Source organism: Acetobacter okinawensis JCM 25146 (assembly GCF_000613865.1).
GTDB lineage: Bacteria > Pseudomonadota > Alphaproteobacteria > Acetobacterales > Acetobacteraceae > Acetobacter > Acetobacter okinawensis.
In genome coordinates, this window is sequence record NZ_BAJU01000004.1 from 12,229 (window position 1) to 36,124 (window position 23,896).

A 23,896-nucleotide genomic window follows, 5' to 3' on the forward strand; every position below is an offset into this window, starting at 1 on the left:
GTAGAGTTTCCATGAATAATCGGAGCGCTGAGGAATCTAAATCTCGACGACAAACAGAGCTACGCCTAAAATAATATGAGCATGTTCATGAAAAAGGCTCATATATGTCTCGCGAGAATTTTAATGACCTGATCGCGTTTCTGGCTGTGGCGCGTGAGAAGAGCTTTACGCGGGCTGCTGCAAAGCTGGGTGTGTCCCAGTCGGCATTGAGTCACACGGTTCGTTTACTGGAAGAACGTCTGGGCCTGCGACTGCTGACGCGGACGACGCGCAGCGTGACGCCCACGAATGCAGGTGATTATCTCATTCGCAACATTGGTCCACATTTCGACCAGATTGAAAGTCAGATTGCCTCATTGTGCGAGCTACGGGATGCGCCACGCGGCCTGATCCGTGTGACTGCAACGGACGATGTCATAGCCTATATCCTCAGGCCGAGGATTGACCAGTTCCTTAAAAAATATCCTGATGTAAAAATCGAGATCAATGCGGATCTCAGGTTGGTGGATATCGCTGCCGAGCGTTTTGATGCCGGTATCAGGCTGGGAGAACAGGTGACCAAGGAGATGACTTCGGTGCCTCTGACACCAGATATTCGTTTTGTCGTTGTGGGCACGAAATCTTATTTTAGAAAGAACACGAAACCGAAGGTTCCGCATGATCTTCTGAAGCATCAATGCATCACGATGCGTCTGCCAACACATGGTGGAATTTACGCTTGGGAATTTGAGAAGAATGGTCGGGATGTTAAGGTTCGTGTTGATGGCCCTCTGATATTTAACAGCATTTTTCCTGTGCGCGATGCCTGTCTCGACGGCTTAGGTCTGGCGCATATGCCGGAAATGGTCGCGGAGAAATATATTGCCGATGGCCGTCTGATAAAAGTTCTTCAGGACTGGTGTCCCTATTGGACTGGATATCATCTCTGCTTTCCCCACCACCATCAGAATAGCATGCCCTTTTCTCTTTTTGTCGAGGAAATGCGTTATGAGCCGGATGCTTCTTTGCATTCATGAGTAAAATCGATGACCGTATGCATTAACAGGGGGCTAATCGAAAGGGGCATGAGACGCTATATTAAGAAAACTTTGGCTATTTTGGCGTGAAAATGGACAAGAAAATATCATGAAGGCAATTTATCCAATTGTATGTGCTCTTGCCGTGACCGGGGCAGGGCAAGCCATGGCAGCACCAACGCTGGAACAGGCTGTTCATTCCCCCACGCGGGATACTCGGTTCGTTGCGCGTGACCCGATCCGGCACCCTTTGGAAGAATTGCAGTTTTTTGGCTTGCGTCCGGATGCCAGTGTTGTCGAAATCTGGCCGGGTGGCGGCTACTGGACGCAGATCCTTAGCCCATATCTGCGGGACAAAGGCGTTTATACTCTGGCTCTTGGTCCTGAAGATGGAGCGGGTTCAGCCTTCAGCCAGATGGTGGCAGCTCACCCCGAACTCAAGGAAACGTTCAGGACAACACAGTTTGACGGCGGCCATCTCGATTTTGTTGCGCCTGACAGTGTCGACTTCGTTCTGACTTTTCGTAACCTGCATAACTGGATGGAAGCCGGGAATGCACCACAAATGCTTGCGGCTATCCATCGGGTTCTGAAGTCGGGTGGTATATTCGGTGTCGAAGACCATCGTGGCCACACAAATGCCCCGCAGGATCCGCATGCTCAGGATGGGTATGTCCGGCAGTCTTACGCAATTTCTCTCATTGAAAAAGCAGGCTTTAAGCTTGTTGGTTCATCGGAAATCAACGCCAATCTGCGTGATACGGCCAACTGGCCGAAGGGTGTTTGGACACTTCCTCCGACCTTCGCGCTGGGGGATAAGGATCACGCCAAATATGCCGCAATCGGGGAAGGAGATAATTTCGTCCTCAAATTCCAGAAAATCGACCGTTAAAAATCCGGAGACTATCCATGAACAATAACGTAGCAAATAAGATCGTTGTCATAACAGGTGCCAGCAGTGGGCTGGGGGCGGAAGCTGCGCGACATCTGGCTGCACTGGGTGCGACTGTCGTTCTGGGAGCGCGGCGCGAAGACCGGATCAAGAAGCTTGCAGAAGATATTGCCGCCAAAGGTGGTAAGGCTTTGGCGATTGAAACGGATGTGACAGATCGCGCTTCGGTTCAGAACCTCGTTGATACGGCGGTCAAGACTTATGGCCGGATTGACGTGCTGCTCAACAATGCGGGCGTCATGCCTCTATCACCACTTGAAAAACTGCGTGTTGACGAGTGGGATATGATGATCGACGTTAACATCAAGGGCGTTCTGTATGGCATTGCAGCTGCTCTTCCGCACATGAAAACGCAGAAAAGCGGTCAGATCATCAACGTGTCATCCGTTGCCGGTCATCGTGTTCTGGAAAACAGTGCTGTTTATTCGGCCACAAAATTCGCGGTGCGTGCGTTGTCCGAGGGATTACGGGCTGAAGTGAAGCCATACAACCTGCGCACGACGATCATTTCACCGGGGGCAGTCCAGTCGGAACTGCTCAATGGCGTTCATGATGAGGCAACTGCGGAACAGCTCAAGAATTTTGTGCCTGGTATTGCGATCAGTGCTGATTCGTTTGCACGATGCGTGGCTTTTGCAATTAGCCAACCGGAAGATGTGGATATTAACGAAATTCTTTTCCGTCCCACAAAACAGCAGATATAAGATAGAGTAGACAAACGCGTTAAAATTCAGAAAGGCCCGTGTCCCGAAAAGGACGCGGCCTTTCTTATAGGCTAGAGAAAATTATTAAAAATCTCATTTATTAAAAAGCAGAGACTGAATTCTATATAACTCTGGCTGGCTGCTATGAACCCGTCATTCATGAATATTACTCATGATCATGATCGTTTTATAGGGACTAGTCTGGATGCCCAACGTTCCTTACATTCTTTTATGAACACTGTCAGTCATCGTGAGCAAAGCGAGAACGTACGAAAATAATGTTGCAGATGAAGGGAGTCTGCTGATTTCACTCGTTGTTTTGCGAAATACCCGTGCCTATAAATATTCGTAATATTGAGGTGTAATGGATACTCTCTCTCAAACATCGTCCGACATACACAAGGACTCTGACAGGCAGACAGGCGCTTGGGGCGCTGTGCTCGCCATGTCTCTTGGCGCCTTCGCGCTTGTTGCATCGGAGTTTATGCCTGTCAGTCTGCTGACACCCATTGCAGCCGACCTTCATATCAGCGAGGGGCAGGCGGGGCAGGCAATCTCAGTCTCCGGCGCATTTGCAGTTTTAACCAGTCTTTTTATTTCTTCTTTAGCTAAAGGGATAAATCGTAAAACGCTGCTGTTAGTCCTTATTGGGATGATGATTGTTTCAGGAACTGTTGTTTCTTTGGCACCTAATTACGTCATCTTCATGCTCGGACGGGCGATGATCGGTGTTGTTATTGGCGGTTTCTGGTCAATGTCTGCTGCAATGGCAATGCGTCTTGTCGAAGAGCAACATGTGCCACGTGCGCTTGCGATCCTGAATGGTGGCAATGCTCTTGCAACAGTTATTGCGGCACCTGCGGGCAGTTTTCTCGGTGGTTTGATTGGCTGGCGTGGTGCTTTTTTTTGCGTGGTGCCGGTGGCTGTCATTGTTTTCGTCTGGCAGTTTTTCAGCCTTCCGTCCATGCCCAGTGAACGACATCAGCAATCTGCAAGTGTGTTCGCCCTGCTGGCGCGGCCAATTGTGAGAATGGGAATGATTGCAGTCAGCCTCTTTTTTATGGGACAGTTCACGCTCTTTACCTATGTCAGACCGTTCCTTGAAGATGTGGCTCATGTCGATGTGTCTACGCTGTCTTTGCTCCTGTTACTGATGGGCATTTCCGGTTTCATTGGTACTGCGCTGATTGGTGCCATGCTGAAGAAAAGCGTCTATCCCGTTTTGATTGTTATTCCTGCTCTGATGGCGTTTCTGGCATTTGGCCTTCTTATGTTGGGAAAATGGATTGTTGTTTCTGCCATAATACTGGCAGCGTGGGGTCTGTTCGCGACATCCGCTCCCGTTGGCTGGTGGACCTGGTTGGCCAGAACAGTCCCCCAAGATGCTGAAGCAGGAGGCGGGCTGATGGTTGCTGTTGTCCAGCTTGCCATAACGTTGGGGGCAACCTCTGGCGGTATTCTGTTTGACGGGGTCGGGTATCAGGCGACCTTCGCTGCCAGCACGTTTGTGCTTGTGCTCGCAGCTCTGCTGGCTTTCATGACAATGAAGACTGGGCGATCAACGATGACGAAATGACATGTGTGAACGTGTCACCAAGCTATTTCTCTGCGACGAAGGATAGAGATGTCGTGGTATTCGTTTTGGTCACTCTAGGGTTGTCTCCACTCATGGAGGAAGTAACTTTGTCAGTGCAAGAATGCTCATTTTATTATAACGCTTGACTTGGCGAGTACTGTGCTACGCACATCTCAATGATGTGCGCGAACCGCGTTTATATGTTCTGATGCTTACCAGGACGGCATTCTGTATTTTCAGTGACGCTCGGTAACCTCAATGCCTGAGTTAATCACATTGCTCCGGCGACAAGTCTCATTAAATAACGATAGATAGGCGTTGTTTACCGTCTGCACGGGCTTGTGCAAAATATGATATTGATTCGCATTTGCGTTTGTGGAAGTGTTCTGCCTAGTTAACGTGTGAAGCCTTGTCGCGTTTGTAAAAACGTCGGGTGTGAGGGCTTTGTGCAGTATGGAGGGGCCGAATGTTTATTGCCATGAACCGTTTTAAAGTCCGGCCGGAAAAAGAAGCTGAGTTTAAAAGTCGTTGGCTTGATCGGGAGGTGTTGTTGAAAACTGCTCCCGGTTTTTTGATGATCCAATTTATGCGTGGCGACGTGCTGCCTGATCACGTGACTTATGCATCCCAGACCATTTGGACATCGCGCATAGCTTACGAGGCATGGCGTAAGTCAGAACTGTTCCATACTGCTCATAAAGATATGGGGCAGGGGGAGGCTTTAACGCTCGAAAAGCGCGAATTCAGTGGTTATGATGTGCTTCGCACGGTCGAAGCGCAGGAGCAGGCTGCGTGATGAAAATGCACAATGCAGCGCGCAGGAGCCACAATCCGCAGCGAGATATGGGGCAGTTTTCTCGCCGGTTTGTGGGCTCTATGTTGGTTTCTGGCGTAGCCGCGGTTTGTTTGCCGCATGCAGGGTGGGCGCAGGGGAGCCGTTTAAACACGGTAAATGGCGCTGAAAACCGGAGTATAACAGACTGCCGAGGGCGGCGCGTAACGCTCCATGGAACGGCACGAATTGCCAGCATTGGTGACCCCATAACCGAAACATTGTATGCACTTGGGCGATCAAATGCGATTTTGGCTGTGGATCAGACCTCCACATGGCCCGAAGAGGCCCAAAAGGAGAAAAAAGCTCTTGGCTATATGCGGGCTATTTCATCCGAAGGGGTGTTGTCTTTGCAGCCAGATCTTGTGTTGGCTATGAATGACGCCGGTCCACCCACAGCCATGGATCAGCTTATAGCATCTGGTGTGCCCGTTGTGTTTGTGGATGCTACTCCTTCCCCCGAGGCGATTGAAGGGCGGACCCGCTTTTTGGCGGACATAATGGGCGCCCAGGCACAAGGCGAGCAATTGTGTAGCAGTATTGCCAAGCAATTTCGCCAACTCGCAGCATGGCGTGCCTCACATACATGGATGCCGCGTGTGTTGTTTGTTATGCGTATGACGAACAACCGCCCTATGGCTGCAGGTAAAGGAACAGCGGCAGATGCCATGATCCGCCTTGCGGGAGGGATTAATGCGGGGGGCGATATGCAGGGTTATAAAATTGTAGATCAGGAAAATCTTGTAGCCCTGCAACCCGATGTTGTTTTGCTTATGGACCAGACTGCAACACCTATCCGCTCTATTCTGCAGGCAGATCCCGGCTTCAAGCTTACGCCAGCAGGGCGAAACCAGGCTTTTGTGGCCATGGAGGGGGAGCGTCTTCTGGGGTTTGGGCCGCGTACACCTCAGGCGGCTCTTGATCTGGCCAGAATGTTAGCTGCAATGGAACATCCTGCATGACTTTAGCAAAACGGCGTGGGGCTCTGTTTTTGTGTGCTCTTTTACCGCTGTTGCTGCTTGTTACGGCTGTTTCGCTTAATGTCGGGGCAACCGGAGTGCATCTTATGGCGTTATGGCAGGGCGATGCTCATGGAAGTCTTTATGCCGAACGGGTCGTATTAACCCAGATCCGTGGTCCCCGTGTTATCATGGCGGGACTGACCGGAGCAGCATTGGCGGTCGCAGGGGCTGTTATGCAAGGGCTGTTCAGAAATCCTTTGGCTGATCCGGGCTTAATTGGCGTATCGTCCGGGGCCGCGCTGGCAACGGCCTGTATGATCGTGCTGGGTGGTGCCGGGTTGGATATGGCAGTTGGGAGCATGCACGTCTTTATAACCGGCACAGCTTGGTCCGTGCCTGTAGCTGGCACCATGGGTAGCTTTGCTGCGGCATGGTTACTTTACCAGTTTTCAACGCGCGGAGGTGTGACCTCTGTAAGTGTGATCCTTCTAGCAGGTGTGGCTCTGAGTGCGTTTGCAGGTGCCTTAACGGGCATCCTTATTTTTTGTGCCAACGACACAGCATTACGCGACCTGACTTTTTGGACCATGGGGAGTTTTGCTGGAGCAACATGGCTACGGATTGGCATGTTATGCCCTTTTTTGCTGGTGGCAGGGTGGATAACGGCAGGATTGACCATGCCCCTGAATGCTCTGTTGTTAGGGGAAAGTGACGCGCGGTTAATGGGCTACCCGGTAGAGCGTATTAAGCGGCTGGCCATGCTGCTGGTCGCCTGTAGTGTGGGGCCTACGGTTTCCTTCGCTGGGGCAATCGGGTTTATCGGGGTTGTGGTGCCTCATCTGGTCAGATTGGTAACTGGGCCAGACCATCGTTTTGTGCTGCCGGGCAGTGCTTTGCTGGGAGCCGCGTTGTTAATTGCGGCAGATACGCTGGCACGGGTTATTGCCATGCCAGCAGATGTACCAGTGGGAATTGTGACTGCGGTGCTGGGCACGCCCGTTTTTGTCTGGTTGCTTACCCGTGCCCATGAGCGCGAGGTGCTGGCATGAGCCTCTCCTTGCATAATGTAGGCTGGTGCGCTGGCGGTAAAACTATAGTGCACGATGCCTCTTACGCTTTTGAAGCAGGGAAGGTTACGGCCATTATTGGCCCGAACGGTGCTGGCAAGAGTACATTGCTCCGCCTTGCTAGTGGCTTGCTGCCAGTTGGGGGAGGTGTTGTGCATCTGAACAATGTGCCCATAAGCGATCTTTCCCCGATGTATCTGGCGGGTGGTCGGGCTATGTTAACGCAGGATAGCCCGCTCCGCGCCCGGTTTACACTACGCGATCTGGTGGCAATGGGGGGGCAGGTGTCTGCACCGCTTTTGGGGGCGTCCGCCCGGCTGGAACTGGCCGAACAATTGCTGAAACGCGTAGGGCTGGGCGCATTTATCGAGCGTGATATTATGGGTTTGTCCGGGGGGGAGCGTCAGAGAGCGCATCTGGCACGGGTAATGATGCAACTGGAAGCCGCAGTGCATGGCACGGACAAATCGCCGGGCTTTTTATTGCTGGATGAGCCAATTTCCGCTCAGGATTTGTCCCGGCAGTATCTGGTGCTTGATCTGGCACGCGCCCACGCCCGGCGTGGCGGTGGTGTGGTGCTGATTATTCATGACCTGAACTGGGCTGTAGCCTGCGCGGACCAGATTGTTGTGCTGCATGATGGGCGCATCTATGCGCAAGGGCCACCAGAGCAGGTTTTGACTAATGCGTTGGCCAGCCACGTGTTCGGGCTGGAGGAGGGGCAGGTACACAAACATGTGGCTACCGGCAAACCCTACATTCTACCGCATAATATGATTTGCCAATAATAATCGTGAGAAAGAAAGTGTCCATGTCTCAATACATTGCAATGAACCGTTTTTTGGTTGCGCCAGAAAATGAAGAAGCTTTTCAGAAGCGTTGGCTGGATCGAGAAGTGTTATTAAAAACAGTTCCAGGTTTTGTTAGTTTCCAGTTTTTGCAAGGGCCGGAAAAAGAGGAAGGGCGGCTTTACGCATCTCACACAGTATGGGATTCATACGATGCTTTTGTCGGTTGGACTCAATCCGAGCAGTTCCGTCAGGCTCATGCTGGCGCAGGGCAGGGCCGTGCGCTGACCGCTGGCCCCCCGGTGTTTGAAGGGTTTACAGTTTTACAGGCGGTTACGGCCTAATACTGCCATATTCTCGCGGAAAATATTTTCAAATGGCCTGAAAAATATGGGTATTTTCAGGCCATTTTTCGGGTGTTTTAGGCTGGTGTGTTGGCTTTAGCGTTAGATGCAAGCAAATAAGCCTTAACCCGTAAAAAACCAGCCCGAGCGCCTACCACAGCCAAAGCGGAGTCAAACCCCGCATGATCAATAGCGCTTTTGAACGCATTCCACGACGGTCCTCGCCCATCAGGGTCGGCGGCAAGATGACGTGCGCCAAATGTTTGAGTAAAGCCCAGTTTTTCGGCCAATTTTGTTAAAAAATTGGCCCCTAGTTTGGATCCTTCGGCAACATAGAGCCAGCCAATGGCTGTGGAGGCATCTTTGTCATCCGCAGGGCTCGCCTCATCTGGAATCGGAAGTCCAAGGTCCTTCATGTCCTGACAAACCTGCGCAAAGCGGTTTCTGGCACTCAGGTCAGGAATAATCTCTACAAGCTGGGCATGGTTATAAAGTGCATTGATATCCCTATGGAACTGATATTGGAGTTGTACAAAATTCCGGTATTTGTCTGCGCTGGAAAACAGGCCTTGCGCCATAATGCCTCTATCCAGATCCTCATGAATTGTGTGAGCGGCGTCTTTAAGGCGTAGAGAAAGGGAGAGTGTATCAGACATTCTGGTCATTTTAAGAGCCTCTACGACATAAATGGCAATTTGGAAGATATGATAGCGTGACCAATTTAACGCAAATGAGAATCATACGCAATAAATGCTTGCCGGGCGACTGCATCGTGTGCATCATAAAATGGTAATGATTCTTAATAGCAACTAATGGATGCACAATGACAAGGCCGCCGCTTTTCTGTCGGGTTGTGCATTACCGAATGCTGGCAACAACAGCACTGGTTTATGCCTGTACAACACCCGCTCTTGCCGCAACACAGGACTCCTCCGCACCGACTGGGGCGGGGGCTGTTACTCAGATCAATAGCGATAAAAAGGATCAAAAGTCCAAAGCTACCGGTTCCACTACTGTAATGTTAAGAGCTGTAAAAGTCGGTGGAACAGCAGATATTCTGGATTCCATGAAGTACAATCCTGACAAGGATCATAGCGCGGTTGGCAAGGCGAGTGTGCTCACCACCACAACAACGCTCAAGACACTCCGTGACCGACAGATAGATAGTCTGGAAGATTTTGCGCGACGTGTTGATGCCTCCGTGAATTATAGTAGTGGCAATTCAAGCATTAACATTCGTGGCTTGGATCAGAACCGTATTCTGACCACCATAGATGGCGTGCGCATGCCCTGGGCAAATGATGGTGCCTATGCTGGGTCCTTTAGCTCGGCACAGGGTGGGGTCAGCAACTTTGATTTTAACTCCCTTGGCGCCATTGATATTGTTAAAAGCGCTGATTCCAGCTTTTTTGGTACAGGCGCTCTGGGTGGGGTTATTGCCCTGCGTACACTGGACCCCGAAGACCTGCTTAAACCTGGCAAAACCTTTGGTGGTCTGACCAAGTTGACTTACAATGGTGCAAGCGAGGCGGCATTGCTTAACCAAGCTTTTGCTGCTCGCTACAAAAATACGGTATTCTTGCTGCAAGGAGGATACCAGAACGGGAGCGAGACTGGAAACCGTGGTGAAATCGGCGGGTATGGTCGTACACGCACTGCCAAAAACCCAGCGACGTATGATCAGGGAAGTTTTCTGGGTAAAATCCGTCATTATTTTGAGGGTGGTCACAGGGTTGGGTTGACGGGGGAGTGGTTTGACAAAAATTACGACGAACGGACCAGAACGTCGGAAACAACGGCCACAAATGTTTATCGTACCCGCAGCGAAAACCAGCGTTCGCGCGTATCGGGACAGTATGACTATCAAGCAGATAGCCCAACAGCGCTCTTCAGCGAAGCTCATTTTCTCGCATATTGGCAAAGTATCAAAACCGATACCGATATAACCAATACAGACCCGGCCAGGCCAACAGCCTATGTGCACCAACACCTGACTTTACCTGTGGAATCCTACGGGGTTACGGGTTCAGCGACAAACAATATCTTTACCGGTCCTTTGCACCATGTAGTGACATATGGTGGGGAAGTCTTTTTGACTGATACGTACCAGACGCAAACGGGTCAAAGAGCTGTGTCCAATGCCTACACGCACGATAATTTTTCGGATATGCCCAAAGTACATGGCACGGACATGGGAGCGATTGTACAGGATCGTATTGGTATAGGCCGAGGGGAGTGGCTGCATATTACACCGGGGTTCCGGTTCGATTACTTTCAGCGTGATACGCATAATACCGCCTCCTACATGGCTAATGCAGGCTATGCAGGGTTACCACATGGCGCTCATGGTTCCCATTTTTCGCCTAAAGTTCTGGTTGAAGCCCGTATTGCCAAAGACCTTGTTTTGTATGGACAGTATGCGGAGGCATACCGTGCACCATCTGCAACGGAAGAATATCTGAACTACAGCACGCCGCCTGTTTATCAGGTAGTTGGTAATCCAGACCTGAAACCTGAAAGTAGCCGTGGGTGGGAAGTCGGGATGAAATATGGAAACTCGGAACGAGGTGCCAAAATTTCTTTCTATGATAACCATTACCATAACTTCATCGATATGATGGGTATAAGTGGCTGCACAGGTTATATGCTGTGTTACGGTTATACAAATCTGGCGCATGTGCGTATTTACGGGGTAGAGGCCAGTGGCAACTGGTCGTTTGATGATCATTGGCATATGTGGGGATCATTGGCGTATGCAGATGGCCGTGATCAGGATATGAACTTCCATCTTAGTTCGGTGGCACCTTTCCGTGGCATTATTGGATTTGGCTATAAAACTCAACGCTGGGGGGCAGATCTGTCTGGCACATTTGCCAGTGGTCGGGATAATGCAAAATATCTCACATCTACAGGAACATTGACGAACCAGTGGAAAACCCCTGGCTACGTTCTGTTTGATCTGAACGGTTGGTACAGTCCATCTTTTTACAAGCCGCTACGCATTCAAGCCGGTATGTACAATATTTTTGATAAAGCCTACTATAATGCCGCGTCTTTACCTTACGGTCAGTCGTCCACCTCGCTGTCTGAACGGTATTACACGCAGCCCGGGCGTTCATTTAAAGTTACTGCTAGAATTGAGTTCTGACGAAACATATGGAATATAATAAATTTTGAAAATTATTCCATGAAATAAAGGGCAGCCTATAAAATAGCTGCCCTAATATTTAAGTTATCTCTAGGGCCAGTAATGGCTTGACCCAGTCTGCTGCGGCAGCGATGTGGATGACGGCGAGGAACGATGTTGCTGTTTTTTCGTATCTGCTTGCGACATTACGCCACTCCTTGAGGCAAGCCCAGAGGTTCTCAACGAGATGCGGGCACCAATAGACCCATTTTAGGCAGGAGACCGCCCCATCCTGTCGTTTCGCAGGAATGGCGGGCCGGGCTCCTATGTCCATATCCGTTCACGAAAGGCGTTCGACGCGTAGCCCTTGTCCGCCACGCCCCACAGGGGAATGGCGGAAAGGCTGTCGAGCGTGGCTGGTGCCAAGGGTAGTTCATGAGCCTGTCCGGGGGCCAGCGCAAAACCAAAGGCTTTTTCATGTCCATCAGCGATCACGCAGACTTTCGTGCCATAACCGCCGCGAGAACGGCCAAGCGCTTCACGATGGTCTCGCTCTTCGAAAGAGGCTCTTTTTTGGGCTCCCGCCGCTTTGTGGTGAGTCCTGATGTTCGTGCCATCCAGAAAAGTCATTCCGAATGCTGCTCCGAGTTGTTCCTGAACCCGTTCGAGCCGGCGTTCCCATACGCCGAGTTTCGCCCAGCGGATGGAAAGCTGTGCTGCCCGCCACCACGGACCCAGTTCAGCAAGGATACTCCGCCATTTCGCACCATTCTCATGGCGCCAGAAAATCGCTGCTATCGTGCGCCGCAGATCATGGGGCGGCGTTCTTGCCTCGTGGGCGAACCACCTCAATCAGAGGTTCCTAGATCGCCCATGTCTCGTCCGTAAAAGTGCCTGTTCCGTCTCCTTCTTTCATCCCTACAATATGGGACGAATTTCAAGATCTAACAGACCCTAAACTCAAGGGGCAGTCTCACTGTAAGGAACGTGGACTGCCATGGGCAATATGCGAGATGTAACGCCCAACAGGGAAAAGTGCTTCATAACGTATTTACGCATCAAGCATGAGGCGGGCCACCATGCTGGCATGAGCGCCAGGCCCCGGAGGTGCGAAGGCCTGCCCTGCAACGAATGCCCCCTCCATCAGCAGCACCAAACCGGAGGTGAGCACTTCAGGGTCGCGTTTGCCCAGAAGCATGACACGTGAGGATATCCAGTCGGCCATCGCCTGCTTCAGTCGCGCGGCCTCCCGGCGGATGGGGTGCTCGCGATTAGGGAACTCCAGAATTGCGTTGGTCAGCCCGCAGCCGCGATAGGCTGGGTGGGAGGCCCGCTCGGCCAGACCGTCGAAATAGAAGAGGAGTTGGCCGCGCGGATCGTCAGGGCAGGCAGCCTCTGCCTCCTCGAAGCGCTTACGACAAGTCAGGAAGAATTCATCGAGGTAGACTGCAGCCAAGCCGTCCTTGGACTCATAGGCGCGGTAGAGCGAAGGCTTGGTGACGCCCGCGTTCTGCACGATCTCTTCAACGCCGACGCTGCGTATTCCGTTGTTGTAGAACAGTTCACGCGCTGAGGCTCGAATACGTTCGGCGGCGCTGACGCCGGTGAGGGGGCGCTTCATAATATATTTCCACTTGACGATGTTACCGACCGGTACCTACGGTGGCTGTATTGTAACTTACCGGTCAGTCATATGAGCAGAAACTTTCACATCCGCAAGGGTGCCGTCTTTGTGGTCGTCGTGGCGCTCACCTTTCTCTCCTTGCTGGTGTCGGCCGGTGTGCGTGCAACGCCTGGCGTCCTGATGATGCCCCTGCAAATGGAATTGGGGTGGAGTAGGGCAACAGTCTCCTCGGTCGCAGCGTTTGGCATTTTCCTCTACGGCTTTGTGGGACCGTTCTCGGCAGCGCTGATGCAATCGATCGGCATCAGGCGCACGTTAATCGGAGCGCTCCTGCTGATCGGCGCATCATCCGGGCTTTCGCTATTCATGACCGCACCGTGGCAATTCTTTCTCACCTGGGGTCTGTTGACCGGCCTCGGTACCGGTGCCGTTGCGATGGTGCTTGGGGCTACGGTCGTTAATCGCTGGTTCGTGGCGCGTCGCGGCACGGTCATGGGTCTGCTCGCGGCGAGTACGGCAACAGGGTCGTTGCTGTTCCTGCCGGCATTGGCCTCCCTAGCACAGACGCATGGCTGGCGAGGGCCGGTCGTTGCCGTAACAGCTGCATGTCTGGGTTTGGTGCCGCTCGTCGCGTTGTTCCTGCCAGAGCACCCCGAGCGTCTGGGGCTGGTGCCGCTTGGTGCGCAGGAAGGGTATGTCCCTCCAGCACGTCCGTCACATCATCCGCTGCGCATTGCGGTGTCGGCATTGCGTGAAGCGATGGCGACGCGGGATTTCTGGCGGCTGTTCCTGACGTTCTTTATATGCGGCTTCACGACAAACGGGTTGATCGGCACGCATTTTATTGCGATTTGTGCTGATCACGGCGTGGGTGCTGTCCCAGCCGCAGGGTATCTCGCGCTCATGGGGTTCTTCGACCTCTTCGGTACCACTGCCTCGGGCTGGCTTACTGACCGGGTGGACGCGCGGAGGCTACTTTTTGCCTATTACGGACTGCGTGGCTTATCGTTGATGGCGCTACCGTTCGTAGACTTCCATGGCGTAAGTCTGATGCTGTTCGGCGTATTCTACGGTTTGGACTGGATCGCGACGGTACCGCCGACACTTCGACTTGCCAATGCCGCTTTCGGCGAGGCTCGCGCACCGGTCGTATTTGGATGGATCGTATTCGGCCATCAAATCGGCGCGGCCCTAGCTGCGTCACTAGCAGGTGTACTACGACAAACACAGGGAAGCTATCGTGACATGCTGGTGATGGCCGGACTTGCCGGAGTGGCCGCTGCGCTGATGGCACTGCGGATCGGGCGATCTCCGGCGCAAGGTGTCAGCATAGCTGCGGAGTGAGGCGGGCCGCTACATGCGGTGTCACCTTCATTTTGTGCTGCGGCAAGGCTTTGGATGTATTGGAGCGGACACTCCCGGTCAAAGGCTTAAAACCAGCAGGATAGGAAGAAACACTCATAATCGTGTTATACGTGCTGGATCGGCAACAACCGGACGGCGACGACCATGCAAGCGTTTCCCCTTGATCAGGCTTTTACGTTTCTGGAATCCGGGCCGGTAACGCTCGTAACCACGCATGACAGTGGGCGCGACAATGTCATGACGATCACCTGGACCATGGTGCTGGATTTTGACGCGCGTTTCGCCATCACCACTGGTCCCTGGAATTATTCATGGAAGGCGATTGAGAAAACGCGGGAATGCGTGCTCGCTATTCCATCTGCTGACATGCTCGACACTGCCGTGGGGATTGGTCTCTGCTCTGGCAGGGATACGGACAAGTTCGAAAAATTCGGTCTTGCCCGCCGTAAGGCGGACAAGGTGAAAGCGCCGCTTCTGACAGAATGTCTGGCGAACATCGAATGCCGCGTCATCGACATCATCGCGCCGTATGGCATCGTCATTCTTGAAGGGGTTGAGGCCCATGCCGACCCGCATCGCAAGGAACGCTCACCCCTGCACGCCATTGGCGATGGCACCTTTGTGACAGATGGGTCTGTGCTGGATCGGCGCATGATGATGCGCCCGAAACTACCACCGAGCGTCCTGACACATAAATCATAATCCACACATGATCATTCCCACGGGGTCTGCCGCGAAATTTCTACTTTAAAAAACACTCTGTAATGTTGCCATGAAGTTTCGTGGTTCTCCATAATAGTTATAATAATAAATATTGCCGAGGCGCTGATAGTAGCGCATATTGGAGATGTTGTTGATATTAACAGCAACATTCAACTTGGGATTGAACTGATACCCGACCTGTGCGTTCGCCACCACGTAAGCGCCCTGCCTGACAGTCCGAGTTGTGCCAAATGTACTGCTCTGGGCCGTTAGACCACCCCCAACACTCCAGACATTTTTTGTTTGCTCAGGAGCAGCAAATCGATAATGGCTCCAGAGCTTGAAAAGGTGTTTGGGGGAATTGGGAGCATAGGCGCGTCCTTCCAGTGCAGCATTACTGTCTTTTAGAATGACGTTATCATTATACGTGTAGCTGGCATTGATATCCCAGCCGGAAAGGATGCGGCCGATCATTTCCACCTCAACACCCTGACTTCGTACCCGACCTGCCGCACGATAACAGTCGCTGTTTCCATTACGCCCACAGGTGGGTGCAAGATCACCGTCAATCATTGCTTTGTTGCGTTCAATAATCCGATAACCAGCCAATGTTACATTCAGGTTATGATGGAAGAACTCTCCTTTGAGCCCTGCCTCAATCTGCTGTCCCAGATCCGGCTTTAAACGTCCGGTTGGTGTATAACCGGACTGTGGCGTGAAGGTGTCTGTGAAACTGGCATAGGCAGAAACACTGGAGATAATATTCCATACAAGCCCCAGATAGGGAGTTGGGACGGCGTTATTTTTCAGACTAATGACATAAGGCGTGTTTGTGGAAATATTCCTGTATTTATATTCATAAAAACTGATCCGTCCTCCCATAAGTAAATGCAAGGACTTCAGTAGTTCAATCCGCAGAGAACCATACATGCCTTTCTGCCGTGTCGGCTCCCGATACATTGTGGTGATATCAGGCTGTATGGCGCTTGAAATCGCTGGTGAAAAAATATCCAGTCCAGCAAGCCCCGTATTCACACGTGAATTCTGTGTCGCTCCTCCGTCTGTCATGACATCAGAGTCATAATTTCCACCAATTACCAGATCATGCTTTCGACCAAACGCATGAATAGGACCTGAAAAATAGAGATCAATACCGTCGTACTGATCGTGTACCAACGAATTTGCAACAACAAAATTGGCTGTTTTCGTCGCAGTCACTGCACTATTGAGGTAGGTATAATGCATGCTCGTGTCGGTAATACGATGTCGACCGGTCAGACGGGTACGCCAGCCTCCGCCAAAACGGTGTTCCAACTCTCCACCCAGTTCGTACATGGGCGATGTTGTATGCCCCCAGTCTGCTCCGACGAAACTGTTCCGGTTCAAATGCAGGTCACTGCCATCTGCTGCACGGGGCAGGCCCATGAAGCGCGTGGTATCGTTCTTCTGCCCGGTTGCATTCATGGACAGGGTTGTGTGGTCGGTGATGTGCACATCAATATCGGCATAGGCTGTCCAGCGCCGGTCGTGTGCAGCTTGATAGAAGAAGTCGCGATCTGTGCCAGCAACAACAAATCTACCGGTGACACGTTTTGAAGGTGTTATCGGACCTGTGATATCGGCGTCAGCATGAAAGTTATTCCATGAACCACCGCTGAACGATCCCTGCGCTTTAAAATGGTCCAGAGGACGTTTTCGCACAAAATTAACGCTTCCGCCGGGTGGAGAAGACCCTTGAAAAGTCCCGTTAGGTCCACGCAGCACTTCAAGCCGGTCGTAAATGGCAAGGTCAAACTGCTGGGCCATTTGTAGCCCACCTGACGACGGTACACCATCAAACTGAGGTGTTAACGTGTAGCCACGAGCCGCAATGCCAGCCGTACCATCACCGTACAAGTTGACATTGACGCCAGGCACCTGTTTGAGCGCATCATCAACTGTATTCAAATTCTGATCACGCATCTGCTGTCGACTGAGAACGGAAACGGATTGTGGAATCTCATTCAACCGCATGAGCATTTTTCCCATGGAAACAGCCTTGACCACGTAGCTGCCGGTACCATCAGTTGTGGCGTTTTTCTTCCCTTCTCCCCAGACCACCAGACTTTCTACACTGCTGGGCATATCATTTTCGGCAGATATTTGGGTTTTCTGCACATGTTTAGTGTGACGTTTTTTCTGATCTTCAGTTGAGTAATAAGAGTAAGCGGCTTTTTTCTCGGTTGTATCATCTGTGTCAGCCGCCTGGGCAAACGTGACAGGAAGTCCGGCACTCACGCTCCATGCCAGAACACTGTAGCGACACAATTTTTGTATCGTTACGCCAATTCTTCCGTCCGTTTCCATTTGGCCACTCCACCTCTCAAGATAAAAACGCAACTAAGAATCACTCGCATATCACGAGTTTGTGAATTTTCCAAGATTTATGACGTTCGGCTTGGCGGCTCATGACAGTATGAAAGGAATAAAGACGCAGCCTTACCGATTGATCATGCTCTGGAGGCGGAAGGGATAGGCGGCACTTTTACCTGTGTTATAATCCCCACGCCATTCACTGACGAAAGAAAAGGGGCCTGAAGACGTTGACTGGAAAGGCCCCGCAGGTTGAGCCGATCAATGCTTCTGCCGAAGGTGAGCAGATATGGCTGAACGTAATAGGTAAAATGGAAGAAACCTGGGGCCAGTTGATAGGCCAGCAGGTGGAACTGGAACGCAAAAATGCGGCTCTGGAAGAAGCGCATGCCTTCATGGCCAGTGTGTTTGAATCCATGTCCGATGTGCTGATCGCATGTGATACAGCGTTGCGCATTGTGCGTACGAATACGGCAGCGGAAAAACTTTTTGCACCTGCTGGGCAAAGCATTGTCGGTGTGCGTTTGGAGGATTTGATTGCATCTGCGTCAGGGATCAGCGCTATGGATGTTGCCCGTTGCATGTCACGGCGGCAGGGTCTGGAAGACGCCGAGTTTCAGTTTTCTACCTCTTCAGGGGCCCTGCCTTTTGCCGTAAATGGCACTTTGTTATACGACCGGCGGAAACGTCTTTGCGGCATTGTGCTACTCGGCCGCCCATTGGGTGAGGTCAGGCGGGCATATTCAGAGCTGGATCAGGCGCATCGTCACCTCAAAGCGGCCCATGTGCAGTTGGTGCAGGCCGAAAAAATGGCCTCGCTCGGACGGCTGGTTGCCGGGGTAGCGCATGAATTGAATAATCCGATCTCATTTGTGTATGGCAATGCCTATACACTCAAACGCTTTATTCCGAGGTTAATTGCGTATCTGGAACATATTCACGCACAACCCGCCGCATCTTTATTTGCACATGAGCGTCAGACGCTGCGGGTGGATATGGTTACTTCCGAACTGGGGAGCACTCTGGACGGTATTGTGGAAGGTGCCGAGCGAGTGCGGGATATTGTTGCTGATTTGCGCCGCTTTTCGTCAGATAAACGGAGTGCTGGCGCAGTGTTTGACATGGCAGCTGTGGTGCGCAAGGGGCTGGAATGGGTGCTTGCCAGCGCGGACCGTATGGTGGAAACCCGCGTGGATGTTGAGGAGCCGCTGGAGGTTGAAGGGCATGCAGGGCGCATGCAGCAGGTGGTTATGAATCTGGTACAGAATGCGCTAGATGCCATGGAAGATATTCAGCATCCAGTTTTGTGCGTTACGGCAAAGAGAGATGACACGCGCGTGCATATCCAGATTGCTGATAATGGGAGTGGTATCCCTCCCGACGTGGCAAGCCATATTTTTGATCCGTTTTTCACGACCAAGCCAGTCGGCAAGGGGACGGGGCTTGGGCTTGCCATATGTTATGGTACCGTGTCTGAGCATGGAGGGCGGCTTACCGCGCGCAATGGAGCGCAGGGAGGAGCCGTTGTAATGTTCGACCTACCAGCTTTTGCTCCGGATGGTGCATGCGCTGTACTGCCGGAAAAAGGGTAACAAAGGTATGGCTTTTACGGTTCTGTGGCTTCAGTCTGGCGGATGTGGTGGTTGCAGCATGTCACTCCTGTGCGCGGAAACCCCGGATCTTGTAGCCAGTTGCGCGGAGCCGGTGTGGAGTTTTTGTGGCACCCTAGTTTGTCCGAGCCAAGTGGTGCCGAGGTCAAGGGGCTGCTGGCTGATATTCTGGCCGGTCGTGTGCGCATGGACGCCCTGTGTCTGGAAGGAGCAGTCCTGCGTGGGCCGGAGGGCACAGGGCGTTACCATGTTATGGGCGGCACCGATCTGCCTATGATGGAGTGGGTCAGCCAGTTGGCCGCTGTCGCCCGTTACGTTGTGGCTGTTGGCAGTTGTTCGGCGTACGGCGGTATGGCCGCAGCATCCCCCAATATTCTGGATGCCTGTGGGTTGCAGTATGAGGGGGTTCACTTAGGCGGCGCGTTGGGGGCAGATTTTCGGGCGCAATCCGGTTTGCCGGTTGTCAATATCGCTGGCTGTCCGACACATCCAGGGTGGGTAATAGAAACACTGGCTCTGCTCGCGCAGGAAAACCTGAGTGTGGAGGATATGGACGCGGTAGGTCGGCCCCGTCTTTATGCTGATCAGCTTGTTCATCAGGGTTGTACACGCAATGAGTACTACGAATACAAAGCCAGCGCGCGTGAGCCTGCCCAACTGGGCTGCATGATGGAATATATGGGGTGCGTTGGCACACAAGCTCATGCAGATTGTAATAACCGCTTATGGAATGGGGAGGGGTCATGCACTCGTGGGGGTTATGCCTGCATTAACTGCACGGCTCCCGAGTTTGAAGACCCCGGTCATCCCTTTGCACAAACGCCGCGTATTGCCGGGATTCCTGTCGGGTTGCCGACCGATATGCCAAAGGCTTGGTTTGTCGCGCTCTCCACGCTGGCAAAGGCGGCAACACCAGAGCGCGTGGCCCGTAATGCAGCCAGCGACCACTTACTTGTTCCGCCACATATTCCGGGCAGGGAGGGGTAGGCGCAGGTATGGTGGAACAGACTAAAACCCGGATGGTTGCAGGCCCTTTTAACCGGGTGGAAGGGGATCTGGAAGTCCGGCTGGATGTGGTGGGGCATCAGGTGGAAAGAGCATGGGTGAACGCACCGCTCTTTAGGGGCATAGAGCGTGTGCTGGAAGGTCGCTCTCCAATGGACGCACTGGTTATTGCGCCGCGTATCTGCGGCATCTGCTCCGTCTCCCAGTCCCATGCTGCGGCTTTGGCTCTGGGGGGTGTTATGGGTATGGTACCAACCTATAACGGCCAGCTTGCAACCAATCTTATTTTAGCGACTGAAAATCTGGCAGATCATCTTACGCATTTTCATCTGTTCTTCATGCCCGATTTTGCCCGCCCAGATTATGAGGGACGGCATTGGTATAGCCGGGTGCATGAACGCTTTGCCGCGCTGCGGGGAAGCGCTGTGCGCAATATTTTGCAAACGCGTGCACTTGCGTTGCATGTCATGGGTATTCTGGCTGGACACTGGCCGCATACGCTGGCCATACAGCCCGGTGGTTTATCTCGTGGGGTGGAAAAGCAGGAATGTGCACGTTTATGGGGCATTTTGGGGGGTGTACGCGCTGCGTTGGAGGAGACCCTGTATGGAACACGGCTGGAAGATGTGACGGCCCTTGAGGCCCCAGAGGATCTTTGGCAGTGGGAGGGTAAGCAGAATGGATCAGATTTTGGTCTGTTCTTGCAAATTGCCCGGGATCTTTCCTTGCAAAAAAGCGGACGGAGCTATGATCGTTTTTTAAGCTTCGGGGCTTATCCGGGATTTGAGTCTGACTCCACGCAACGTCACTGGCGCTCAGGTATTTTTGAATCTGGTTCCTTGCGTGCGCTGAACATTCATGATGTGCGTGAAGACCACGCCTTTAGTCACATGGCAGAGACTGTCCAGCCCCTACCGCCGTTTGAAGGCACAACCGAACCGCAAATGCGTGATGACACAGCCTATACATGGTGCAAGGCCCCCCGTATGGCAGGCCAGCCGTGTGAGACAGGTGCTTTGGCCCGTCAGCTCATGGCAGGTCAGCCACTGGTACGCGGACTTGTTGCCGAAGGCGGAGGGAATGTTCTGTCACGCGTGGTTGCACGACTTATTGAAGTCGCACGGCTTGTGCCGTTGATGGAGCAATGGGTCCGCGCCCTGCAACCGGGCGCACCATGGTGCCACGCCCAGCCAAACGCCGTACCCGATGGGCGCTCCATAGGCATGACGGAGGCCGCTCGCGGCGCGCTGGGGCACTGGTTGTGTGTGGAAAAAGGAGTGATCTCCCGCTATCAGATCATAGCTCCGACAACATGGAATTTTTCACCCAGAGATAGGGCCGGTGTGGAAGGGCCCCTTGAATACGCCTTGAGAGGAGCGCCCGTGCGGGCTGGCGAGCAGACACCTCTCTCCGTGCAGCATATTGTGCGCTCGTTTGACCCGTGCATGGCCTGCACGGTTCACTAATGCCCGATTGCGCCGAGGAAATTTTTGTAACAGGGTTGGTGCAGGGCGTTGGTTTTCGGCCTTTTGTATGGCGTCTTGCGCAAAAACTGGGTCTGCATGGTTATGTGCGCAACTGCGGAGACGGCGTGCGTATTGTGGTGGCAGGCCCGCCAGACCAGCGAGCGGCATTGGTCGAAGGTCTGGCTTATCCCCCCGCACGGGCTCGCATTGTCACAATTGAACGTAGCATGGTGGCAAAGGGGGGCTGGCAGGGTTTTACCATAGAGGCCAGCCAACCCGGTGCGGTACAGGTGGGTATTGTGGCAGATATGGCGGTCTGCACGGCGTGTAATGCAGAAATCGCAGATAAAAACGACCGTCGCCATCAGTATGGATTTACAAATTGCATAGACTGCGGGCCACGTTTTTCCATTGTCACTGGGGTGCCGTATGACCGTACTCGCACGACCATGGCAGGTTTTTCCATGTGTTCTGCCTGCGGAGCTGAATATGCCAACCCGCAGGACAGGCGCTTTCACGCCCAGCCCATTGCGTGCCCCGTATGTGGCCCCCAGTTAACGTTTACCTCTGACCAGCACGGAAGCAGTCAGGTTTTAGGGGATGCAGCACTCGATAGCACTGTGGCCAGCCTGTTGGCAGGGCAGATAGTGGCCATAAAAGGGATAGGGGGATTTCATCTCGCCTGCCTTGCCTGTTCGGAGGTTGCCGTAGACGCACTGCGTGCCCGCAAGCATCGTCCCACACGTCCACTTGCAGTTATGGTACGGGATATGCCTATGGCGGAGGTCTATGCCAGTTTATGCGCGGTGGAATGTCAGGCGCTGGAGGATGTTTCTGCCCCGGTCGTATTGGTCCGCAAGCGGAGAGCATGCTCCTTGGCGCCTAATGTGGCACCGGGTATGGAGCGGGTCGGGCTACTTTTGCCTTATACGCCCTTGCATGTTTTGCTGATGCAAAAGTCGGTCAGCCACTGGTTATGAGTAGTGCCAACCGCTCAGGGCTACCACAGGCTATACATAATGCCGCAGCACTGGCAGATTTACAGGGTATTGCGGATGCATGGCTTATGCATGACCGCCCCATTGCCCGCCGTCTGGACGATAGTGTGGTGCGTGTGTTGGACGAGCAGGTACGTGTCTTGCGCCGGGGGCGGGGCTGGCGCCAGAACCACTTGCTCTACCCGCTCTTTTAGCAAAGTCCCCCCCCATTATGGCCATGGGAGGAGATTTAAAAGCAGCATTCTGCCTTACACAGGCAACCGGGCTTTGTTGTCCCATCATTTGGGAGATATGGGACAACTGGCTACGGAGCAGGCCATGTTGACGGCTCTTGCCGACTATAGAGCACTCTTTGGTCAAACACCTGCGATCGTAGCAGTGGATGCACACCCAGGGTACCGCAGCCGTGCTCTAGGGCAGAAACTTGCGGAACAGCAAAGCTGGTTACTTGAAACAGTCTGGCACCATCATGCGCATATTGCCGCCACCATGGTTGAGAACGGGTGGCAGCAGGGACCTGTTCTGGGACTTGCACTTGACGGCACGGGCTATGGGCCTGACGGTACTTTATGGGGATGCGAAATTCTGGTGTGTGATTATGCTCACATGGCCCGCGTAGGTCATCTGGCCACCGTACCCATGCCCGGGGGAGAAAAGGCCGCGCGCGAACCTTGGCGCATGCTTTTGTCACATCTGGACAACGCCTTAGGGGTAGAGGGTGCCAGCAAAGTGCAGGCGCAGTTGTGCGCACTGAAGGAAAAACAGGTGGATACCCTGCGTTCCATGGCCCGTGCAGGGCTAAATTCCCCGCTGACCAGTTCAGCTGGACGCCTGTTCGATGCCATGGCAGCCCTTGTCGGGCATGCCCCGCCAAGCATGAGTTATGAGGGCGAGGCCGCCCTACAACTGGAAGCTCTAGCTGAACGTGCTGGAGGGACGTGCGCACCCTTGGAATTTGGTGTGCGCATGCGTGAAAAGCTGCTGGAAATTGACCCAGCCCCCATGTGGCGTGCCGCATTGCACAGACTTGCAGAGGGTAACAGCAGCGCCGAACTGGCATGGGCATTCCATGCCGGACTGGCCCATGTTCTGGCACGTGCCTCGGCCCAGCTTGCCCGACATGCGGGTCTGAGCACGGTGGCACTTGCTGGCGGGGTTATGCATAATGGTGTGCTTGTTAGCATGCTGGTGCCGCTTTTGCAGTCGTCTGGGCTGCGTGTGCTTATGCCTGCACAGGTGCCTGCAGGGGATGGAGGGCTGGCTATGGGGCAGGCCGCAGTGGCAGCATACCGGCACCGGCAGCTCTAAAATTTTTAACGCACCCAATAAAAGTGGAAAGCTGGCAGCCAATTCTGTCGGCCAGATTGTGCCATTGGTGCGCTAAGGCCGGAACAGTCAGCATTTTT

19 protein-coding genes and 2 pseudogenes are annotated in these 23,896 nt (G+C 53.1%); 17 read left to right on the forward strand and 4 right to left on the reverse strand.

Features of this window, described 5'->3' with window-relative positions:
- Positions 1–104 precede the first annotated feature (104 nt).
- The 9 genes from JCM25146_RS03270 (at position 105) to JCM25146_RS03310 (ending at position 8,241) form a co-directional block, all read left to right on the forward strand.
- Entirely contained in the window at positions 105–1,016 is a 912-nt protein-coding gene (locus tag JCM25146_RS03270) for a LysR family transcriptional regulator (RefSeq protein WP_025825868.1), read from the forward strand.
- A gap of 109 nt (positions 1,017–1,125) precedes the next feature.
- Entirely contained in the window at positions 1,126–1,908 is a 783-nt protein-coding gene (locus tag JCM25146_RS03275; RefSeq protein ID WP_025825869.1) for a class I SAM-dependent methyltransferase, read from the forward strand.
- A gap of 17 nt (positions 1,909–1,925) precedes the next feature.
- Entirely contained in the window at positions 1,926–2,672 is a 747-nt protein-coding gene (locus JCM25146_RS03280) for an SDR family oxidoreductase (RefSeq protein ID WP_025825870.1), read from the forward strand.
- Between the two features lie 445 nt (positions 2,673–3,117).
- Positions 3,118–4,248: an MFS transporter gene (locus tag JCM25146_RS03285; protein WP_025825871.1), complete on the forward strand. Its 1,131-nt coding sequence runs from the start codon at positions 3,118–3,120 to the stop codon at positions 4,246–4,248.
- A gap of 466 nt (positions 4,249–4,714) precedes the next feature.
- Positions 4,715–5,044: an antibiotic biosynthesis monooxygenase family protein gene (locus JCM25146_RS03290; protein WP_025825872.1), complete on the forward strand. Its 330-nt coding sequence runs from the start codon at positions 4,715–4,717 to the stop codon at positions 5,042–5,044.
- An 80-nt stretch (positions 5,045–5,124) separates the two neighbouring features.
- A complete protein-coding gene (locus JCM25146_RS03295) occupies positions 5,125–6,042 on the forward strand; it encodes a heme/hemin ABC transporter substrate-binding protein (RefSeq protein WP_025825874.1) in 918 nt (305 codons plus the stop codon).
- Complete coding sequence (locus JCM25146_RS03300) at positions 6,039–7,091, forward strand: FecCD family ABC transporter permease (protein ID WP_025825875.1); 1,053 nt, start codon at positions 6,039–6,041, stop codon at positions 7,089–7,091. Before JCM25146_RS03295 ends, JCM25146_RS03300 begins: the two co-directional genes overlap by 4 nt.
- Positions 7,088–7,897: an ATP-binding cassette domain-containing protein gene (locus tag JCM25146_RS03305; protein WP_025825877.1), complete on the forward strand. Its 810-nt coding sequence runs from the start codon at positions 7,088–7,090 to the stop codon at positions 7,895–7,897. The genes JCM25146_RS03300 and JCM25146_RS03305 overlap by 4 nt, the downstream gene beginning before the upstream one ends.
- Positions 7,898–7,920: 23 nt before the next feature.
- Complete coding sequence (locus tag JCM25146_RS03310; RefSeq protein WP_025825879.1) at positions 7,921–8,241, forward strand: antibiotic biosynthesis monooxygenase family protein; 321 nt, start codon at positions 7,921–7,923, stop codon at positions 8,239–8,241.
- A 77-nt stretch (positions 8,242–8,318) separates the two neighbouring features.
- Here the strand turns inward: JCM25146_RS03310 and JCM25146_RS03315 are convergent, their stop codons facing one another.
- On the reverse strand, positions 8,319–8,897 hold the full coding sequence (locus JCM25146_RS03315) for a biliverdin-producing heme oxygenase (protein WP_242400889.1): 579 nt from the start codon (positions 8,895–8,897) through the stop codon (positions 8,319–8,321).
- A gap of 167 nt (positions 8,898–9,064) precedes the next feature.
- On the opposite strand from JCM25146_RS03315, the gene JCM25146_RS03320 reads away from it, so the two are divergent.
- Positions 9,065–11,389 carry a TonB-dependent hemoglobin/transferrin/lactoferrin family receptor gene (locus tag JCM25146_RS03320; RefSeq protein WP_025825882.1) on the forward strand — a complete coding sequence of 775 codons (2,325 nt, stop codon included), beginning with the start codon at positions 9,065–9,067 and terminating at the stop codon, positions 11,387–11,389.
- Positions 11,390–11,468: 79 nt separating this feature from the next.
- Here the strand turns inward: JCM25146_RS03320 and JCM25146_RS21195 are convergent.
- Together JCM25146_RS21195 and JCM25146_RS16870 are read right to left on the reverse strand one after the other, a co-directional pair.
- Positions 11,469–12,224, reverse strand: a pseudogene (locus tag JCM25146_RS21195) (IS5 family transposase).
- A gap of 195 nt (positions 12,225–12,419) precedes the next feature.
- Positions 12,420–12,989 carry a TetR/AcrR family transcriptional regulator gene (locus JCM25146_RS16870; protein WP_035371929.1) on the reverse strand — a complete coding sequence of 190 codons (570 nt, stop codon included), beginning with the start codon at positions 12,987–12,989 and terminating at the stop codon, positions 12,420–12,422.
- Between the two features lie 72 nt (positions 12,990–13,061).
- Here JCM25146_RS16870 and JCM25146_RS03335 point away from each other — a divergent pair, with 72 nt between their 5' ends.
- Both JCM25146_RS03335 and JCM25146_RS03340 read left to right on the forward strand, forming a co-directional pair.
- Positions 13,062–14,336 carry an MFS transporter gene (locus tag JCM25146_RS03335; protein WP_025825884.1) on the forward strand — a complete coding sequence of 425 codons (1,275 nt, stop codon included), beginning with the start codon at positions 13,062–13,064 and terminating at the stop codon, positions 14,334–14,336.
- Between the two features lie 165 nt (positions 14,337–14,501).
- The gene (locus tag JCM25146_RS03340) at positions 14,502–15,059 is read left to right on the forward strand and encodes a flavin reductase family protein (protein ID WP_025825886.1); all 558 of its coding nucleotides are present in this window, start codon (positions 14,502–14,504) and stop codon (positions 15,057–15,059) included.
- A gap of 45 nt (positions 15,060–15,104) precedes the next feature.
- Here the strand turns inward: JCM25146_RS03340 and JCM25146_RS03345 are convergent, their stop codons facing one another.
- On the reverse strand, positions 15,105–17,405 hold the full coding sequence (locus JCM25146_RS03345) for a TonB-dependent siderophore receptor (protein ID WP_051543978.1): 2,301 nt from the start codon (positions 17,403–17,405) through the stop codon (positions 15,105–15,107).
- A gap of 236 nt (positions 17,406–17,641) precedes the next feature.
- Here JCM25146_RS03345 and JCM25146_RS03350 point away from each other — a divergent pair, with 236 nt between their 5' ends.
- The 5 genes and pseudogenes from JCM25146_RS03350 to JCM25146_RS22790 all read left to right on the forward strand — a co-directional run bounded on the left by JCM25146_RS03350 (position 17,642) and on the right by JCM25146_RS22790 (position 23,798).
- The gene (locus JCM25146_RS03350) at positions 17,642–19,003 is read left to right on the forward strand and encodes an ATP-binding protein (protein ID WP_025825891.1); all 1,362 of its coding nucleotides are present in this window, start codon (positions 17,642–17,644) and stop codon (positions 19,001–19,003) included.
- Between the two features lie 42 nt (positions 19,004–19,045).
- The gene (locus JCM25146_RS16875; RefSeq protein ID WP_456303740.1) at positions 19,046–20,008 is read left to right on the forward strand and encodes an NADH-quinone oxidoreductase subunit B family protein; all 963 of its coding nucleotides are present in this window, start codon (positions 19,046–19,048) and stop codon (positions 20,006–20,008) included.
- Between the two features lie 8 nt (positions 20,009–20,016).
- Positions 20,017–21,492, forward strand: a complete 1,476-nt coding sequence (locus tag JCM25146_RS03360; protein ID WP_025825893.1) for a nickel-dependent hydrogenase large subunit — start codon at positions 20,017–20,019, stop codon at positions 21,490–21,492.
- Positions 21,492–22,684 (forward strand): annotated as a pseudogene (hypF, locus tag JCM25146_RS22780) (carbamoyltransferase HypF). Before JCM25146_RS03360 ends, hypF begins: the two are co-directional and overlap by 1 nt.
- Positions 22,626–23,798 carry a carbamoyltransferase HypF gene (locus tag JCM25146_RS22790; protein WP_199897696.1) on the forward strand — a complete coding sequence of 391 codons (1,173 nt, stop codon included), beginning with the start codon at positions 22,626–22,628 and terminating at the stop codon, positions 23,796–23,798. Before hypF ends, JCM25146_RS22790 begins: the two are co-directional and overlap by 59 nt.
- The last annotated feature ends 98 nt before the right edge of the window (positions 23,799–23,896 follow it).

Excerpts from the sequence above, each read along its gene's own strand:
- JCM25146_RS03280 (WP_025825870.1), top strand. The coding sequence starts at position 1,926 with ATGAACAATAACGTAGCAAATAAGATCGTTGTCATAACAGGTGCCAGC.
- JCM25146_RS16870 (WP_035371929.1), bottom strand. The coding sequence starts at position 12,989 with ATGAAGCGCCCCCTCACCGGCGTCAGCGCCGCCGAACGTATTCGAGCC.
- JCM25146_RS03270 (WP_025825868.1), top strand. The coding sequence starts at position 105 with ATGTCTCGCGAGAATTTTAATGACCTGATCGCGTTTCTGGCTGTGGCG.
- JCM25146_RS03345 (WP_051543978.1), bottom strand. The coding sequence starts at position 17,405 with ATGGAAACGGACGGAAGAATTGGCGTAACGATACAAAAATTGTGTCGC.
- JCM25146_RS03290 (WP_025825872.1), top strand. The coding sequence starts at position 4,715 with ATGTTTATTGCCATGAACCGTTTTAAAGTCCGGCCGGAAAAAGAAGCT.
- JCM25146_RS03285 (WP_025825871.1), top strand. The coding sequence starts at position 3,118 with ATGTCTCTTGGCGCCTTCGCGCTTGTTGCATCGGAGTTTATGCCTGTC.
- JCM25146_RS03360 (WP_025825893.1), top strand. The coding sequence starts at position 20,017 with ATGGTGGAACAGACTAAAACCCGGATGGTTGCAGGCCCTTTTAACCGG.
- JCM25146_RS03315 (WP_242400889.1), bottom strand. The coding sequence starts at position 8,897 with ATGTCTGATACACTCTCCCTTTCTCTACGCCTTAAAGACGCCGCTCAC.
- JCM25146_RS03295 (WP_025825874.1), top strand. The coding sequence starts at position 5,125 with ATGTTGGTTTCTGGCGTAGCCGCGGTTTGTTTGCCGCATGCAGGGTGG.
- JCM25146_RS03305 (WP_025825877.1), top strand. The coding sequence starts at position 7,088 with ATGAGCCTCTCCTTGCATAATGTAGGCTGGTGCGCTGGCGGTAAAACT.
- JCM25146_RS03320 (WP_025825882.1), top strand. The coding sequence starts at position 9,065 with ATGACAAGGCCGCCGCTTTTCTGTCGGGTTGTGCATTACCGAATGCTG.
- JCM25146_RS16875 (WP_456303740.1), top strand. The coding sequence starts at position 19,046 with ATGTGGTGGTTGCAGCATGTCACTCCTGTGCGCGGAAACCCCGGATCT.
- JCM25146_RS03340 (WP_025825886.1), top strand. The coding sequence starts at position 14,502 with ATGCAAGCGTTTCCCCTTGATCAGGCTTTTACGTTTCTGGAATCCGGG.
- JCM25146_RS03300 (WP_025825875.1), top strand. The coding sequence starts at position 6,039 with ATGACTTTAGCAAAACGGCGTGGGGCTCTGTTTTTGTGTGCTCTTTTA.
- JCM25146_RS03335 (WP_025825884.1), top strand. The coding sequence starts at position 13,062 with ATGAGCAGAAACTTTCACATCCGCAAGGGTGCCGTCTTTGTGGTCGTC.
- JCM25146_RS03275 (WP_025825869.1), top strand. The coding sequence starts at position 1,126 with ATGAAGGCAATTTATCCAATTGTATGTGCTCTTGCCGTGACCGGGGCA.
- JCM25146_RS03310 (WP_025825879.1), top strand. The coding sequence starts at position 7,921 with ATGTCTCAATACATTGCAATGAACCGTTTTTTGGTTGCGCCAGAAAAT.